Here is a 16604-nt window from a genome sequence, read left to right as displayed (position 1 = left end):
GACAACAAATGTTGTATTGGCGTATAAATACGTACCGATTGTTGAATATGGTGCGAGCCGTGGCGTCGATGCAGGAATTCAGTGTTTTTCAGGTCAGCGGTGAGCCGTACGACATCGGCTACCGGCTCGGCGAAATCGCCTCGCCGCGGCCGGCCCGCTGCAACCGGCAGCCCTGCTCGACGTACTGCACGATCGCGGGCCGTCGGGCTTGCCGATCTATCGCAACGATCGTCACGATCCCGACAACGAAAACACCCTCGCCACCGCGCTGTTCGAAATCGGCAACGCTGGTGTGTCGATGAAAGCATATCGCCAGAGGCAATGCGCGTTCGACACTTTCGTCGCGTGCGCGATGCCCGAACCGGCCCGCGTTTCAGCGTCCGCCACCCTCTCCAGGAACTGAACATCATGTCCACCGTTTTTCATCGCTCTCCGAAGCAAACCTTGCCGGTGGCCGTCGCGGGCGACGGCATCGAAATCATCGACTCCACGGGCAAGCGTTATATCGACGCGTCGGGTGGCGCAGCCGTGTCGTGCCTCGGTCACAGCAACCAGCGCGTGATCGACGCGATCAAGCGGCAAGCGCAACGGTTGCCATACGCGCACACGTCGTTCTTCACGACGGAGCCGGCCGAGCAACTGGCCGAGCGGCTCGTCGCGAGCGCGCCGGCCGGACTCGAGCACGTGTATTTCGTGTCGGGTGGCTCGGAGGCGATCGAGGCGGCGCTCAAGCTCGCGCGTCAGTATTTCGTCGAGAAGGGCGAGACGCAGCGGCGCCATTTCATCGCGCGTCGGCAGAGCTATCACGGCAACACCCTCGGCGCACTCGCGATCGGCGGCAATGCATGGCGCCGCGAGCCGTTCCTGCCGATCCTGATCGAAGCGCATCACGTGAGCGCGTGCTACGCATATCGCGAGCAGCGCGCGGACGAAACCGAAGAAGCGTTCGCGCAGCGTCTCGCCGATGAACTCGAGCAGAAAATTCTCGCACTCGGTGCGGACACGGTGGCGGCGTTCGTCGCGGAAACGGTGGTTGGCGCCACGGCGGGCGCGGTGCCGCCGGTGCGCGAATACTTCCGCAAGATCCGCGCGGTGTGCGACCGCTACGGCGTGCTGCTGATTCTCGACGAGATCATGTCGGGCATGGGCCGCACCGGCTATCTGTACGCGTGCCACGAAGACGGGGTGGCGCCCGATATGCTGACCATCGCCAAGGGCCTTGGCGCGGGTTATCAACCGATCGGCGCGACGCTGGTCAGCGACCGCATCTATCAGACCATTGTCGGCGGCTCCGGCTTCTTCCAGCATGGCCATACCTATATCGGCCATGCGACCGCGTGCGCGGCCGCGCTCGAAGTGCAGCGCGCGATCGCGGAAGACGATCTGCTGGCGAACGTGCAGGCGCGTGGCGAGCAGTTGCGCGGCCGGCTACGCGGGCACTATGCGCAGCATGCGCATATCGGCGACGTGCGTGGGCGCGGCTTGTTCGTCGGCGTAGAACTCGTCAAGGATCGCGTTACCAAAGAGCCGTTCGACGCCAAACTGAAACTGCACGCGACGATCAAACGCGAAGCATTCGCGCGCGGCCTGATGGTGTATCCGATGGGCGGGACCGTCGACGGCAAGAGCGGTGACCACGTGCTGCTCGCGCCGCCGTTCATCTGCACGGAGCGCGACATCGACGAGATCGTCAGCCGCCTCAGCGATGCGATCGGCGCGTCGCTCACCGCCCTCTGAGATTCGACCTACCGCCTTTTGCGAGAACGATGATGACCGAGCGCTTGCCTCACTTCGACATGTCCACTGCCACGCCCGAACAGAAGGCGGTGCTCGACGAAATCCTGTCCGGCCCGCGCGGCAACCTGAATGGGCCGTTCCTCGGCTGGATTCACAGCCCCGAACTCGCGCAACACGCGCAACGCCTCGGCGCGTTTTGCCGCTACCAGACCGGGCTGCCGCTGCGGCTGTCGGAACTCGCGATTCTGGTGACCGCTTCGCGCTGGCAGGCCCAGGCGGAGTGGTATATCCACTATCCGATCGCGCTGCAGGCGGGCGTCGGCGAAGCGGACGCCGAGGCGATCCGCCAGGGGCGCCGCCCCGAGTTCGCCGATGCCGACGACGCGCTGATCTACGACTTCGCGAGCGAACTGTACGAGACGAAGCGAGTGACGGCCGCGACGTATGCGCAGGCGGTCGGGCGTTTCGGGCACCAGGTCGTGATCAACCTGGTCGGCCTGCTCGGCTACTACGCGCTGGTCGCGATGACGCTGAACGTGTTCGACATGCGCGCATTGGGGCAGCAAAGCCTGCCGTTTCCCGAATAGCGACCGTCGCCGGCGCGCCCGCGTCCGACGAACTGGGCTTCGCGCCGCCGACGTCTTGCGAACCTGGCGCCGAAGCGGTGACGATCGTCGAGCGGTGGATCGGCGTAAACCGCGTTCCCCGATCCGTTGAACGGAGTCCATTTCTTACGATGTCAGCAAAAAAGCGGGTTTCTGGTGAAATATCGTTGCCGATTTTGAGATAGTGAAAAGCCGCCTTTTCCGCGCCGGGACACGGAAGCGCCTATGATGAAATCCGGTCCACGCCCGCGCCTGCAAGCCGCGCGGCACCTGCGACCGATGCCCAGGCGCGGACACATCCGGGCGGACCGCCGTGGCGGGCATCATCTTTGGTCGAGCAGCGTGCGCGGCAAGGCACAAACAGGAGAGAGCAATGAAGCGCAAGGCATCGGCAGTCTGGCAAGGCGGCCTGCAGAACGGCAAGGGCTCGATTTCCACCGACAGCGGCGTCCTGAAGGACACCCAGTACTCGTTCGCGACGCGCTTCGCGGACGGCATCGGCACGAATCCTGAAGAACTGATCGCGGCTGCGCATGCGGGATGTTTCTCGATGGCGTTGTCGGCGGAGCTAGGCAAGGCCAACATCACGCCGGAGCGCATCGGCACCACGGCCACCGTCACGCTCGACAAGGACGGCGGCGGCTTCGCGATCACCGCGGTGCATCTCGACGTGGCCGTGAAGATTCCGGGCGGAGACAAGGCCGCGTTCGACAAAGCCACCGCGGACGCGAAGGCCGGGTGCCCAGTGTCGAAGGTGCTGAACGCGACGATTACGATGGATGCGAAGCTCGAGACCTGAGTCTTTGCTGTCACGGTCAGCGCGCAACGAAGCCGGTGACGGGCCATGCCCGCCGCCGGTTTTTTGATGGCTGTTGTCGAATTAACGGATGATGACCCCAACGCGAGTAGGCCTACGGAATGCCATCCTTGATTTATTGAACGTCCAGTCATAATATCAACAGACCGACGCAACCAGGCAACAAGGTCATCGCAATTGAGTCATTCAAAGCAAGCCGCGAAAAAAGCTGGCGAAACATGTCAGCGCGGCCGTCCGCGCGAGTTCGACACGGCCACCGTGCTGGCGAACGCGAGCCAGGTGTTCTGGGATCACGGCTACCACGCGACGTCGATCGACGATCTGTGCAAGGCCACCGGTCTGCTGCGCGGCAGCCTTTACGGCGTGTTCGGCGACAAGCACGGCATCATGCTCGCCGCGCTGGATCATTACTCGGAAGGCGCGGTCGCGCGGCTTGCGCAGCGACTGAGCGCGACGGCCGAGCCGGAGCAGGCGCTGCGCGACGCGCTGCTGCACTACGCGCGGGTCTCGTGCGCATTGAGCGGCCGGCGCAGCTGTTTCATTACGAATACGACGCTCGAAATGCAGCCCGATGACGAAGTGCTGCGCGCGCGTGTCGCCGCGATTCAGCGCCGCATGGCGACTTTGCTCGCCGCGGCGGTGATCCGCGGTCAGGCGAGCGGCGCATTCGATTCGACGCTCGACGAAAAAGCCGTCGGCGATTTCCTGTTGTGCGTCATGCAGGGCTTGCGCGTCATGGGGCGGGTCGCGCATCAGCAAGATGCGCTGATCGGTATCGTCGATGTGGCGATGCGCGCGCTGGTGTAACGCCTCGTCCGCGAGCAGTGGCGCAAAATTTTTTAACCAATTTTTGAACGATCGGTCATGAAAAGCGAAGCGATCAAGTCCCCTCCGGCGGCATTCGGTGGATCCGTCAGCTGCGCGGCGAGCGTAGCCGTGACCGGTCCCGGCCCGGCGATGGCCGGCATGGCTGTCGCCGCCAAAATGTCGGCGCCCGGCTTTCAGCGCCAGGCGCTCGCGCTCGCCGTGTTGTTCGTCGGCGCCTTTCTCGCGCCGCTCGATTACTTCATCGTCAATCTGGCGCTGCCGTCGATTCACACGGGCCTCAACGCTAGCGACGCGCAACTGCAACTCGTCGTGTCGGCTTATGCGTCCGCCTACGCGGTGCTGCTGATCACGGGGGGCCGCCTTGGCGATCTGTTCGGCCGCCGTCGCATGTTCATGACGGGCATGGCGGCTTTCGTGATCGCGTCCGCGTTGTGCGGCTTCGCGACGAGCGGCCACATGCTCGTGATCTCGCGCATCGTGCAAGGCATCGCGGCCGCGGTGATGGCGCCGCAAGTGCTCGCGACGATTCGCGCGGTCGTGCCGTTGCATCAGCAGACGCGCGTGATGAGCCTGTATGGCTTCGTGTTCGGCTTGTCGTCGATCGTCGGGCAACTTGGCGGCGGCGCGCTGATCACATATCACCCGTTCGGGCTCGACTGGCGCGTGATCTTCCTGATCAACATCCCGATCGGCATCGCGGCGTTCATCGGCACATGGAAGTTCGTGCCGGAGAACCAGCCGGCCACGCATACCGGCGTCGATCTGAAGGGCGTCGCGCTGCTGTCGGCGGTGCTGCTGCTCGTCATCTATCCGATGACGCATGGCCGCGAAGCCGGCTGGCCCGCGTGGACCTTCGCCATGTTCGCACTCGCGGTGCCGGTGTTCGCGCTGTTCGTCGCGACCGAGCGGCGCGTCGAGCGCGCTGGCGGCCATCCGCTCGTCGATCTGCAACTGTTCCGCAATCGCGCGTTCGCGCTTGGTCTCGTGCTCGCGTTCCTGTTCTATTGCAATAGCGCGTTCTTCCTGACCTACGGCATCTTTCTGCAAACCGGCCTGCACTGGACGCCGCTCGCGTCGGGCATCGCGATCATGCCGTTCGCGCTTGGCTTCGTGATCGGGCCGTTGACGTCGCCGGCCGTGGTCAAGCGCATCGGCGCCCACGTGCTGACGCTCGGTTTCTCGATGATGACGCTGGGCTTCACGGTGACCGGCTGGTCCGCGACCCAGTCCGCGACGCCCGATCTGCTGTTCTACTGCGGGCTAGTGTGCGCGGGCGTCGGACATGGTCTGCTGTTGCCGTCGATCATGCGCATCGTGTTGCAGGAGGTGGTGCCCGAGAAGGCCGGGCTTGCATCGGGTGTGGTCTCGTCGACGTTGCAGATCGGCTCCGCGTTCGGCACCGCGGCGATCAGCGGCGCGTTCTTCGGGGCGCTCGGCGGCAGTTCGGCACCCGCCTCTTATGCGCACGCGTTCCAGCTGAGCCTCGCTATTAATGCTGTGCTGATGTTCGTGTGTATCGGCCTTAGCGTGCTGCTGGTGCGTCATCAGCAAGGTGTGCGGCGCTCGGTGGCCCCGGCAGTTTGAAATTAATCCGCTGGTAATCGTTTTCATTTGTTGGCTCGCTGAAAAAATCGGTCAATTTGAACGAAGCGGTATAACGAACTGCATGCTATTTACCGGCGATCTACTCGTTCACAGGTAATTCTGATTTAGATCAAACTGGCTCATTCCGATTAACCGCTCGACGACATCACGTCAGTGTTTTTAATCAGATGAAACCGACCTCGCATTTTCTACCGGCCTGCAAACGGCCTGCAGTAAGTGTTGCGTTTGTGCGGTAGCGCACATAGGGTTAGCCGCAAGGTGTCGCGATGATTGTGTTCGGTAATGCGGGGAACCTTTAGCCACCGAGCATGGACTGCGGGCCTAATGAAAACGGTATCAATAAAAAAGCGCTTGCCGCGTTTAAATTCGATTGTTAATCTGTCTTAACTTTACGTTAGAGTGTACGTTCAACAGGTCGGAGTCGATAAAGCCGGGCTCAACTTAATAAACGCTCAAGATAGGGGGACCCAATATGCTGACCGCTACCATTGACGCATTCCAGACAACATCCGCCGCCCCCTTCAATGTGGGCGACGTCGTCAAGTTAAAAGAAGGGGGCCCGCGCATGACCGTGACGTACGCGGGTCCGTTCGCGCTGAATCCCGGCGACTGGGTGATCTGCGAGTGGTTCGACGAACACGGCGAACTGCGCCACGAAAGCTTTGCCGCGCATGCCGTGCGCGCGGAGCCGCGCTCCATTCCGGCGGGCTCGGTACAGTGGAGTCGCATCGGGCGCGCGGCCTGAGTGACGCCCCTGAGTGACGCCCGTGCACGTCAATCAATCGGTTTCCTGTTGTTCGTTTGTTGCTCGTATTGCTCGAGCCGCCCGAATCGTTTCAGCGCTTGGGCCGGTCGCGCGCGGCCTCGCGTCGCCGCACGCGCAGCGTCAGCGCCGATGAAAACGCGCGCAAGGTCGACACCTTGCGTGTCTCCACGACGTCCCGCGCGAGGCTCTCCGCCGGATTCGGCTGTAGCGCCCAATACAGTGCGAGCACCCAGCCGAGTACGGTCCAGCCGAGGCACGCATTGAAGAGCGCGAGCGTCAGCACGTCGCGGCGCTTGCGCCGGTCCGCGATGATCGCCGGCAGAAAATACAGCGCCAGCGCGAACGCCGCGCCGATGGCCTGAACGGCCACGTTGCCACCCATACCAGCTCCTGATGCGCGATGCATATAGCGATTGTCGCGCGAATGGCGGCCGCGCGTCTCGCACCTGCGCATTCCAGTCTCCACTCCAATCACCGCAAGGGGTTCAGCCCGACACGCATCGGGACTATCATGATCGTTTCGACCGAACAGTACTTCACGGACCCGATCATGATCAGCGACGACACGACCCAGCAGGCTCAACTCAACCCGGACACGCTACGAGAATTCGTCGAGCGCAAGTGGAACGACGAGATCGTGCCCGCGCTGACGGACTACATCGCGGTGCCGGCCAAGAGTCCGGCGTTCGATCCCGACTGGGCGAAACACGGTTATCTGGAGCGCGTGATCACCGACGCCGCACAATGGGCCGAGCAGCAACCGGTGCGCGGCCTGAAGCTCGAGGTGATCCGCCTGCCGGGCCGCACGCCGGTGATCTTCTTCGAGACGGCCGCGACGCGCTCGGGCAGCGACCAAACCATCGTGCTCTATGGCCACCTCGACAAGCAGCCCGAGTTCGATGGCTGGCGCAACGACCTCGGTCCGTGGACGCCGAAGTTCGAAGACGGCAAGCTCTACGGCCGCGGCGGCGCGGACGACGGCTACGCGATCTATGCGAGCCTGACGGCGCTCGCCGCGCTCGATGCGCAGGGTGTCGAGCGGCCGCGCTGCGTCGGGCTGATCGAAACGTGCGAGGAGTCGGGCAGCTACGATCTATTGCCCTACGTCGACGCGCTGCGCGAGCGGCTCGGTAACGTCGGGCTCGTCGTGTGTCTCGACTCGGGTGCGGGCAATTACGATCAGCTGTGGCTGACCACGTCGCTGCGCGGACTCGTCGGCGGCGATCTCGAAGTGCAGGTGCTCGACGAAGGGATTCACTCGGGCGTCTACGGCGGCATCGTGCCGTCGAGCTTCCGCATCATGCGGCAACTGTTTGATCGTCTCGAAGACTCCGCGAACGGCACGCTGCTGCCGAAGGGCTTCCACTGCACGGTGCCGGCCGATCGTCTGCGCGAAGCGGAGGCCGCCGCAAAGATTCTCGGCGATGACGTCTGGAAGAAGATGCCGTGGGCGTGCGGCCAGGACGGCCGTCAGGTGCTGCCCACCACGACCGATCCGCGCGAGGCGCTGCTCAATTCGACGTGGCGTCCGTCGCTGTCGGTGACGGGCGCGGCTGGCTTGCCCGCGCTCGCCGACGCCGGCAACGTGCTGCGTCCGCGCACGGCGTTCAAGCTGTCGCTGCGGCTGCCGCCGACCATCGAAGCGGAGAAGGCGGTCGCCGAACTGAAGGCGCTGCTCGAATTCGATCCGCCGTACAACGCGAAGGTCACGTTCAAGCCGGATGCGGGCGCGGCGAGCGGCTGGAACGCACCGGAGGTCGCGCCATGGCTCGCCACCGCGCTCAACGAGGCGTCGCGTCAGCACTTCGGCGCCGACGCGGCCTACATGGGTCTCGGCGGCACGATCCCGTTGATGAACGTGCTGAAGGCGGGCTTCCCGAAGTCGCAGTTCATGGTGTGCGGCGTGCTCGGGCCGAAGTCGAACGCACATGGGCCGAACGAGTTCCTGCACGTGCCGTACGGCAAGAAGCTGACGGCCGCGGTTGCCGAAGTGATTGCCGTGGCGTCGTGAGTTCTGGTTTCGTTTGAGTGGGGCTCGGGCGTCACCCGGGCCCGCTGTTTATTGATGCTGCTTTGATGCAGCTGTTTTTCCCGCCGTTTCATTCCTCCCGTTCGAACCTCACCGACACGCTGAATGACCGACTCCCAGACTGCCCAAACCACCACGCCCCGGATTCCGGCCGATCAACTGCATGCCTACGTCAGGGCGATCTGGGAGCGAGCGGGCAGTACGCCGCGCGAAGCGGAGCTGGTGGCCGATCATCTGGTGGCCGCGAATCTGACCGGGCACGACTCGCACGGCGTCGGCATGATCCCGCGCTATGTCGAATCGCTCGCCGACCGGCAACTGCAACTGAATCGACACGCCGACGTCGTGAAGGACGCGGGCGCGGTACTGACCGTCGAAGGCGGCAAGGGCTTCGGTCAGGTGATCGCGTTCGAGGCGATGGAGCGGGGCATCGAGCGCGCGCGGCGGCTCGGCGTCTGCGCGGTGGGCTTGCGCGGCGCGCATCATATCGGCCGCATCGGGCATTGGGCCGAGCAGTGCGCGCGCGCCGGGCTGGTGTCGTTTCACTTCGTCAACGTGGCGGGCGATCCGCTCGTCGCGCCATTCGGCGGCGCGGACCGGCGCATCGGCACGAATCCGTTCTGCGCCGCTTATCCGCGGCCAGGCAAACCGCCGCTGGTGCTCGACTTCGCGACCAGCACGATCGCGTTTGGCAAGACGCGCGTCGCTTATAACCAGGGCAAGCACACACCACCCGGCGCGTTGATCGATCACGAAGGCATGCCGACGCTCGAACCGAAAGTCATGCACGAAGCGCCGTTCGGCGCGCTCACACCGTTCGGTGGCTACAAGGGTTTCGGGCTCGCGGCGATGTGCGAGATTTTCGGCGGCGCGCTGTCGGGCGGCTTCACGACGCATGCGGACACGCTCGGCACCACACACGCGATCATCAACTGCATGCTATCGGTGATCATCGATCCCACCGCATTCGACGCGCCCGATGCGCAAGCCGAAGCCGATGCGTTCCTCGCGTGGGTGAAGGCGTCGCCGCTCGCGGCGGGCGCGGAGCGCATCTACGAACCCGGCGAGCCCGAGCGCGTGACGCGCGCGCAGCGCGAGGCCAGCGGCATTCCGATCGACGCGGCGACGTGGACGCAAATCCACTCCGCGGCGCGCGCCGTCGGGATGAATGAAGACGAAGTGGGTGGTTGGTCGGCGCGCCTCGGCTGAAGCGCGCGACAGCAGGGCTCAGGCGATCAGCCTGAGCTTGCGCCTATCGAGCAGCCAGCGCTCGAACTCGATGGCGGGCATCGGCTTCGCATACAGGAAGCCCTGCACGTAATCGACGCCGAGCCCCTTCATGAAGGCTTCTTCCGCCTCGGTTTCGATCCCTTCGGCGACCACCTGGAAATCGAGTTCCTGCGCGACGGCGACCATCGAGCGCACCAGCGCCTGTGCCTTCATATCCGCGTGGATCGAGCGCGTGAAGCTGCGGTCGAGCTTGATCACGTCGAGTGGAATACGGCCGAGTTGCGACAGCGACGAGTAGCCGGTGCCGAAGTCGTCCAGATGCACTTGCGCGCCGAGTTGGCGGAACTGCTTGATCAGCTCGATCGCGGCCGCTTCGTTTTCGATCAGGCAGCTTTCGGTCAGTTCGAGGTCGACGAGGCATGGATCGAGACTCGCGTGCTGCAATGCCTCGGTGAAATGGCGGACTACGGCTGTATCCGTGAGCTGTCGCGCCGACACGTTGATCGCGACGCGCAGGTCGTAGCCGGCCGCTTTCCAGCGGGCCGCCTGTTTCGCCGCGGTTTCCATCACCCAGCGGCCGAGCACGCCGATCAGTCCGGATTCCTCGGCATAACGGATGAATTCCGCCGGCATGATCTGGCCGCGCTCGGGCGAATTCCAGCGCACCAGCGCTTCCGCGCCTTGCACGGCGCCCGTCGCGAGGTTCAACTTTGGCTGATAGTGCAGCGCGAACTGGCCTTCCTCGAGTCCGCGGCGCAGATTCGTGTCGAGCCACATGAACTCCGCGACGCGGCGGTTCATGTCCGGCGAGAACACGCGATGCGTGCGCTTGCCTTCGTCCTTCGCGACGTACATCGCCGTGTCGGCCGAACGGATCAGCGATTCGAGGGTTTCGCCATGCTCGGGCGAACGCGCGATGCCGATCGAGCAGCCGGTATAGACCTCGACGAGCCCGACAGCGAACGGCATGCGCATTTGATCGAGAATGCGCAGCGCGGTGTTTTCCAGGTCATGCGCGGAGCCCTTCGCCGCGAGCACGATGAACTCGTCGCCGCCCAGACGCGCGAGCGAGTCGCCCGGATTCAGGCAGTTGCGGATCGCGTCCGAGACGTCGCAGATCAGCCGGTCGCCGAACACGTGGCCGTAGTGATCGTTGACCTTTTTGAAGTTGTCGAGATCGAGAAACAGGACGCCGACTGTTTCGCCCGGCGCGGCCTGTTCGATCGCGATCCGGATGCGCTCCTGGATCGCGTTGCGATTGGCGAGGCCAGTGAGCGGGTCGGTGGTGGCCTGCTCGATCAGGCGGTCCTGCGCGAGCCGTTGTTCGGTGATGTCGGTGCCCGAGCAGATCAGGAACTGGTCTTCGATGCCGCTGCCGCTGCGCACGAATTTGTTGCGAAACAGGAACAGCCGTTCGCCGTGCACAGTTTTGATGCGCCGTTCGATCTCGTACGGTTCGCCACGATTGAAAAAGTTCACGCTGACCTCGTTCGAGACCCCGCCGTCGTCGGACGACATGAACAGCGTCCAGACGCTGCGGCCGATGATGTCCTCTTCCCTGAGCCCGGTCAGCTCCTCGGCGAGCCGGTTGAAGCGCTGTATCCGGCCGTTCCGGTCGACGATCACGACGACCGAATTGACCTCCGAGACGACCTGTTCAGCGAACGACAGACCGTGCAGCAACGCTCGCGCGACGGATTCCGTGTCGCCATCGGCCGACGCCGTGCCGCCCCAGCGATGACAATCGAGTTTCTTGCCGACCAGATGCAGCCGCAGCGGCGCGCCGTCGAGCTGAACGTCGACGACGACGTGGGAGGTCACGCCGCTCAGCGCGCGGACCTGGGAGGCTTGAGAAGAGGTGAGGGAAATGGCGACGCCGGCAGTCGCTTGGCCGTGCGCAGGCACGAGTTCCAGCGTGTCGCTGGCCGCCGCCAGGCTCCAGCGAGGGCTGCTCGTGCCGAACCGCGCGTGAAGCACCTGGTCGTGTAGCTCGTCGCTCATGGAATCCCCGGAGTGTGCCGGCGGTCCCTATCAAGGCGGGCGGCGGCAGACAGTCTTCCTCATACCAAATTGAAACTGCCTCATTGTATCTAAGCGTGACAATTCGAGCGAAGAATCATTAACGTTTTGCTAATCAAGGGTATGGGCCGGCGCGGCCGCGCGCGGCGGCATTATCGCGCGGCAAAACGGCGCCACGACGACGTAGTTAGAGGCGGCGCGCCAGCAGTGCGCGGGCGCGTTCGCGTTCGGGCGGGTTGGCGTCGAGCGCCGCGTCGAACCGGAACTTGCCGGCCACCAGCGTGGCCGCCGCCACGCCGTCGCGATACAGCACGCGGTTTCCGGCCACGGCCGGCACCTTGTCGCCGACCAGCAGCGTGCCGACGAGATTCAGCGGATCGGTCCCAGCAACGCAGATAAGAGCACCGTCGTGCGGCTGCCGGCGCACCTCGCGCAGCAGCGGAATCGCCTCGGGCAGCGCGAACTGCTCGCCCGCGAGCCCGTTGACGAACCGCCCGCCGCGGATCACGCCGCGCGCCTCGAGCCGCTGCAGAACGCGCAGCAGATCGCGCCACGGCGGAAGCCATTCGGCCTCGCGTTCGAGCACGCGCCAGAACACGACACCGTAGCGGCGCAGCAACGTCATTGCGACGTGTTCGAGCGCCTCGGGCGGCAACTGGCGCCGCCGCTCGGATGGATTTTCCGGCGCGACGGCGGACGGACGGCTCACGAGCGCCCAACGCCCCGCGTCGTCCATGCCGCCGATCAGCGCGCTCGCTCGCGCGCGCCGGCTGCTGGAAAACGCGTTGCGTTTGGCGACGGGCTTCAGCAACGCGCGCAAGCCCGCGAAGCTGTCGGAGTTCGCGAGGCCGGCCGCGACCAGCTCGCCGAGCGCGTTTTCGAGCTCCATGCGCAGCACGCGCACCTCGGCGAGCAGTTCGTCGAAGAACATCGCGCCGTGTTGCGCGAGGGTGTCGTGCACGCTTTGCGCGAGCGCCGACAACTCGACTTGGCGCGCCGGATCGAGCAGCGCGCGCCACGCACGCAACTGGGCGCGCGGCAGCAGCACGATCGGCGTGCCGCGGACCGGACCGGCGGCGCCGCGCGCCCGCTCGGTCAGGCGGGTCCAGACGATCTTGCCGGCGCGGCATAGCTCATCGAGCGAACTGCTGGCGTAGGCACGCACGCGCGCGGGCAGGATGTCTTCCTCCCACGCGCCGGCCGCGGCCTGGAAGCCTTCGAGCTGGTCGAGCGCGGCGGCGAGCGCGTCGCGGCCTTCGGCTCGTGTCGTCGGCGTCAGATGCTGCCATTCGAACAGGAAGCGCATGAAGTCGTGCCGCTCGACCGGCTCGATCTCACGCCGCAGCCGCCTCACCGTGTAGCGGTGGATGCGTGCGAGCAGATGTCGTTCGCACCATTCCTCGTCGCTTGTGTGCGGCGTGAAGCGGCCGCGCAACAGATAGCCTTCGGCTTCGAGCCGGATCAGCGCCTGTTCGATCCGGTCGGCCGGCAAACCGAGCGGACGCGCGATCGCCTCGACCGTCAGCGGGCCGAAGCCGGTCAGCCGCGCGCGCAACACGTCGACGAGCGCATCGTCGGCGCTCCAGCTCTCGGTGTAGCCCTTCGGGGCGCTCAGCGGCGGCGTGTAGCGATTGCGCGCGATGCCGGGGTACAGCGCTTCGAAGCAGGTCAGGCGTTCGGCGGGCAGCCACAGTGCGCTGTCGCTGTCGCTGGCGTCGTCGTTGCCCGTGCTCGCGTTGGCTTGCGCGGCCAGCGGCAAGCGCGTCGCCCGGCCGGCTTTCGCCAACGCCGCCAGCAGCGTCGGCCAATCCTCGTGCGCGAGCGCCTCGGCCCCGGTGATGCACGCGAGGCCCGTCAGCGCTTCGTGCATTTCGTCGGCGTTGCGCGCCTGCGGCCACGCCTCGTCGCGCACGCTGTCGATCGCGGCGGCGTCGAGCGCGCCAAGATCGTCGGCGCTTTCAGGGTCTGTCCATCGGCGGTTCAGCACCGCCTGGGTGCGGCGCTCCTCGATCGGCGCGTCGTCGAGATACGCATAGGGCTTCGCGGTCAGGATCTCGGCGGCGAGCGGTGACGGCGCCGGCAGATCACGCGCGACGAGCCGCAACTCGCCGCGCTCGATGCGGCGCAGCAGCGCGAGCCAGCGTTCGCTGTCCATCGCGTCGTGCAGACAGTCGTCGATGGTTTGGTCGACTAAGGGGTGGCGCGGCACCTCGCGTTCGCCGACGACGTTCTCCAGACACGCGGCCTGCTCGGGAAACACGCTTGCGAGCAGATCCTCGCTGCGCATACGCTGCAGTTGCGGCGCGGTCTTGCGGCCGCCCGTGTAGCGCGGCAGGCAGAGCGCGGTCGTCGCGTTCCAGCGCCAGCGCACGCCGAACAACGGCGCATCGAGCAGTGCCTGGATCAGCAGACGTTCGGCGCTGTTCGAGTGCAGATAGCGCCAGACCTCGTCGAGCACGAACGAATGGCTGCCGGTCAGCGACAGCACGATCGCGTCTTCGGTGGCGGCGGCCTGCAACTCGAAGTTGAAGCTGCGGCAGAAGCGTTTGCGCAGCGCGAGCCCCCACGCGCGGTTCACGCGGCTGCCGAACGGCGAGTGGATCACGAGTTGGGTGCCGCCCGATTCGTCGAAGAAGCGCTCCATCACCAGCGTGCTCTGCGTCGGCAGTACGCCGAGCGCGGCGCGCGCACGCGCCAGGTATTCGACGATCTGGCGCGCGGCGGGTTCGTCGAGCGTGAGGTCGTCGGCGAGCCAGGCGATGGCGTGGTCGAGGCGCGCGGCGGCGGGTTCGGCTTCGCTCGCGGGCAACGTGGCTGCGGCGGTTGCGGACGCCGTGGTGGTCTGCGTCGCGCGCTGCGCCCCGGCAGCTTTCGCTTTGCGTCCTTGCTTTGCCGCGGATTTCGCGGGCGTTGCGGCTGCTTCGAATTGCGCCGCGGCGATTCGCACCGACGCAACCGCGTGTGACGCCTGCTCGCCCTCCGTCAGCAAACGCTCGACCTGCTCCCGCAATCTCGCGACCGCGAATGACAGTTCGTCGCTGCGCCCCGGCGCCTCACCGAGCCAGAACGGAATGTTCGGCGGTTGCCCTTGTGCGTCCTCGACCCGCACCCGGCCACTCTCGATTCGCAGAATCCGGTACGACGCGTTGCCGAGCTGGAACACATCGCCGGCGAGGCTTTCGACCGCGAAGTCCTCGTTGACGGTGCCAATGTTGATCGCCTGCGGTTCGAGCACGACCGCGTAATCGGCATTTTCGGGGATCGTGCCGCCCGACGTTACGGCGACCAGCTTGCCGCCGCGCCGGCCGCGCAGCGTGCCGCTTACCGCATCGCGATGCACATACGCGGCGCGCGGACCGTGGCGGCTCGTGTAGCCCTCGGCGAGCATGCGCAGCACCGCGTCGTATTGCTCGCGCGACAGATCCGCGTACGGCGCTGCGCGCCGCAGCATGTCGAACAGCGCATCCTCGCTCCACTCGCCGCTCGACACTTCCGCGACGATCTGCTGCGCGAGCACGTCGAGCGGCGCGCGCGGGATGCGCAGCGCATCGAGTTCGCCACGCCGCACGCAATCGAGCAGCGCCGCGCATTCGAGCAGGTCGTCGCGCGAGGCGGGAAAGAGCCGCCCCTTCGGCATGCCGCCGACGTGGTGGCCCGAGCGGCCGACGCGCTGCAGGAACGGCGCGATCGCGCGCGGCGAACCCATCTGGCAGACGAGGTCGACGTCGCCGATATCGATGCCGAGTTCGAGCGAAGCGGTCGCGATCAGCACTCGCAGCTCGCCGCGTTTCAGTCGCTGTTCGGCGTCGAAACGATGTTCTTTCGCGAGACTGCCGTGATGCGCGGCGACCGCGTCCTTGCCGAGCCGCTCGGTCAGATGACGCGCGGCGCGCTCGGCCATCCGGCGCGTGTTGACGAAGATCAGCGTCGTGCGGTGCTGCGCGACCAGTTCGGCGAGCCGGTCGTAGATACGCTCCCATACTTCGTTGGCCATCACCGCTTCGAGCGGCACCGGCGGGATCTCGAGCGCGAGGTCGCGCGCGCGGATGTGGCCGACGTCGATTACCGCGCACTCGGCCGGTACGTCGCTCTCGAGGCTCGCGCCGCCGACCAGAAACCGCGCGACCGCGCTGACCGGCTTTTGCGTCGCCGACAGCCCGATGCGTGGCAGGCGCCGGGCGCAGAGCGCGTCGAGCCGTTCGAGGCTCAGCGCGAGATGACTGCCGCGCTTGCTGCCGGCGAGCGCATGAATCTCATCGACGATCACCGTGCGCACCGTTGCCAGCATGCGGCGGCCAGAATCCGAGCCAAGCAGCACGTACAGCGACTCGGGCGTCGTCACGAGAATGTGCGGCGCGCGCTTTTTCAACGCATTGCGTTCCTGCTGCGTGGTGTCGCCGGTGCGCACCGCGGTGCGAATGTCGAGCGGCGGCAGGCCGAGCCTGTCGAGTTCGGCGGCGATGCCTTGCAGCGGCAGTTGCAGATTCAGGCGGATGTCGTTCGAAAGCGCCTTCAGCGGCGACACGTAGACGACCAGCGTTTCGTCGGGCAGTGTGCCGCCGTTCGCGAGGCCTTGCGACACCAGCTCGTTCAGCGCGGACAGGAATGCGGTCAGCGTCTTGCCGGAGCCCGTCGGCGCGGCGACCAGCGTCGAGCGGCCGCTACGGATCTGCGGCCACGCGGCGGCTTGTGCGTCGGTCGGGGCGTCGAAGGTTTGCTGGAACCAGTTGGCGACGGCCGGGTGAAAACCGTCGAGTGCCTGCTGGGCTGGCGCGGCGGGGCGCGCCGCGCTCGCGGTGGAGTGGGCCTTGCGGGAACGGGGCGCCGCGTCGAGTGCGGCGGAAGTTTTTGCCGAAGTCATGCTTGTGTAGATGAGGGCGGCGCGGGGGATATCCAGTCAGTACCGGCCAATGTCGACCGTTTTGGCGGTTGCGGGTCATTCCACGCTGACGGCGCAATAGCGGTCAG

General features: G+C 65.8%; 12 protein-coding genes. 9 read left to right on the top strand and 3 right to left on the bottom strand.

Translation table 11 applies throughout. The features are described from left to right. Positions 1-59 precede the first annotated feature (59 nt). The 7 genes from OKW45_RS07515 to OKW45_RS07485 all read left to right on the top strand — a co-directional run bounded on the left by OKW45_RS07515 (position 60) and on the right by OKW45_RS07485 (position 6337). Positions 60-302: a hypothetical protein gene (locus OKW45_RS07515; RefSeq protein ID WP_429466914.1), complete on the top strand. Its 243-nt coding sequence runs from the start codon at positions 60-62 to the stop codon at positions 300-302. Between the two features lie 106 nt (positions 303-408). Then, the gene (locus tag OKW45_RS07510) at positions 409-1737 is read left to right on the top strand and encodes an aspartate aminotransferase family protein (protein WP_429466912.1); all 1329 of its coding nucleotides are present in this window, start codon (positions 409-411) and stop codon (positions 1735-1737) included. A 32-nt stretch (positions 1738-1769) separates the two neighbouring features. After that, positions 1770-2324, top strand: coding sequence for a carboxymuconolactone decarboxylase family protein (locus tag OKW45_RS07505; RefSeq protein WP_187630746.1), 555 nt, complete (start codon positions 1770-1772; stop codon positions 2322-2324). Between the two features lie 391 nt (positions 2325-2715). Continuing rightward, complete coding sequence (locus OKW45_RS07500) at positions 2716-3141, top strand: OsmC family protein (protein ID WP_018425319.1); 426 nt, start codon at positions 2716-2718, stop codon at positions 3139-3141. Between the two features lie 195 nt (positions 3142-3336). After that, the gene (locus tag OKW45_RS07495; protein ID WP_184062500.1) at positions 3337-3966 is read left to right on the top strand and encodes a TetR/AcrR family transcriptional regulator; all 630 of its coding nucleotides are present in this window, start codon (positions 3337-3339) and stop codon (positions 3964-3966) included. Positions 3967-4023: 57 nt separating this feature from the next. Further along, positions 4024-5571, top strand: coding sequence for an MFS transporter (locus OKW45_RS07490; protein ID WP_429466910.1), 1548 nt, complete (start codon positions 4024-4026; stop codon positions 5569-5571). A 493-nt stretch (positions 5572-6064) separates the two neighbouring features. Beyond that, on the top strand, positions 6065-6337 hold the full coding sequence (locus tag OKW45_RS07485) for a YodC family protein (protein WP_429466908.1): 273 nt from the start codon (positions 6065-6067) through the stop codon (positions 6335-6337). 91 nt (positions 6338-6428) lie between these two features. Here the strand turns inward: OKW45_RS07485 and OKW45_RS07480 are convergent, their stop codons facing one another. After that, positions 6429-6740 (bottom strand): superinfection immunity protein, encoded by a 312-nt coding sequence (locus OKW45_RS07480; RefSeq protein WP_018425315.1) that lies wholly within the window; start codon positions 6738-6740, stop codon positions 6429-6431. A gap of 168 nt (positions 6741-6908) precedes the next feature. On the opposite strand from OKW45_RS07480, the gene OKW45_RS07475 reads away from it, so the two are divergent. Together OKW45_RS07475 and OKW45_RS07470 are read left to right on the top strand one after the other, a co-directional pair. After that, positions 6909-8369: a M20 family metallopeptidase gene (locus tag OKW45_RS07475; RefSeq protein WP_429469297.1), complete on the top strand. Its 1461-nt coding sequence runs from the start codon at positions 6909-6911 to the stop codon at positions 8367-8369. A 123-nt stretch (positions 8370-8492) separates the two neighbouring features. Then, a complete protein-coding gene (locus tag OKW45_RS07470; protein ID WP_429466906.1) occupies positions 8493-9596 on the top strand; it encodes a malate/lactate/ureidoglycolate dehydrogenase in 1104 nt (367 codons plus the stop codon). An 18-nt stretch (positions 9597-9614) separates the two neighbouring features. On the opposite strand, the gene pdeR is transcribed toward OKW45_RS07470, so the two are convergent. Then, entirely contained in the window at positions 9615-11618 is a 2004-nt protein-coding gene (pdeR, locus tag OKW45_RS07465) for a cyclic di-GMP phosphodiesterase (protein ID WP_429466905.1), read from the bottom strand. 205 nt (positions 11619-11823) lie between these two features. Further along, entirely contained in the window at positions 11824-16497 is a 4674-nt protein-coding gene (locus tag OKW45_RS07460; RefSeq protein ID WP_429466903.1) for a DEAD/DEAH box helicase, read from the bottom strand. Between the last annotated feature and the right edge of the window lie 107 nt (positions 16498-16604).

Source organism: Paraburkholderia lebeckiae (genome assembly GCF_050436225.1).
Classification (GTDB): Bacteria; Pseudomonadota; Gammaproteobacteria; order Burkholderiales; family Burkholderiaceae; genus Paraburkholderia; species Paraburkholderia tuberum.
This window is presented reverse-complemented; position numbering and strand designations above follow the sequence as displayed.

What these genes read in the sequence shown, in the direction of transcription:
- OKW45_RS07505 (WP_187630746.1), top strand. Translation starts at nt 1,770, where the DNA reads ATGACCGAGCGCTTGCCTCACTTCGACATGTCCACTGCCACGCCCGAA.
- OKW45_RS07500 (WP_018425319.1), top strand. Translation starts at nt 2,716, where the DNA reads ATGAAGCGCAAGGCATCGGCAGTCTGGCAAGGCGGCCTGCAGAACGGC.
- pdeR (WP_429466905.1), bottom strand. Translation starts at nt 11,618, where the DNA reads ATGAGCGACGAGCTACACGACCAGGTGCTTCACGCGCGGTTCGGCACG.
- OKW45_RS07510 (WP_429466912.1), top strand. Translation starts at nt 409, where the DNA reads ATGTCCACCGTTTTTCATCGCTCTCCGAAGCAAACCTTGCCGGTGGCC.
- OKW45_RS07460 (WP_429466903.1), bottom strand. Translation starts at nt 16,497, where the DNA reads ATGACTTCGGCAAAAACTTCCGCCGCACTCGACGCGGCGCCCCGTTCC.
- OKW45_RS07480 (WP_018425315.1), bottom strand. Translation starts at nt 6,740, where the DNA reads ATGGGTGGCAACGTGGCCGTTCAGGCCATCGGCGCGGCGTTCGCGCTG.
- OKW45_RS07470 (WP_429466906.1), top strand. Translation starts at nt 8,493, where the DNA reads ATGACCGACTCCCAGACTGCCCAAACCACCACGCCCCGGATTCCGGCC.
- OKW45_RS07485 (WP_429466908.1), top strand. Translation starts at nt 6,065, where the DNA reads ATGCTGACCGCTACCATTGACGCATTCCAGACAACATCCGCCGCCCCC.
- OKW45_RS07475 (WP_429469297.1), top strand. Translation starts at nt 6,909, where the DNA reads ATGATCAGCGACGACACGACCCAGCAGGCTCAACTCAACCCGGACACG.
- OKW45_RS07490 (WP_429466910.1), top strand. Translation starts at nt 4,024, where the DNA reads ATGAAAAGCGAAGCGATCAAGTCCCCTCCGGCGGCATTCGGTGGATCC.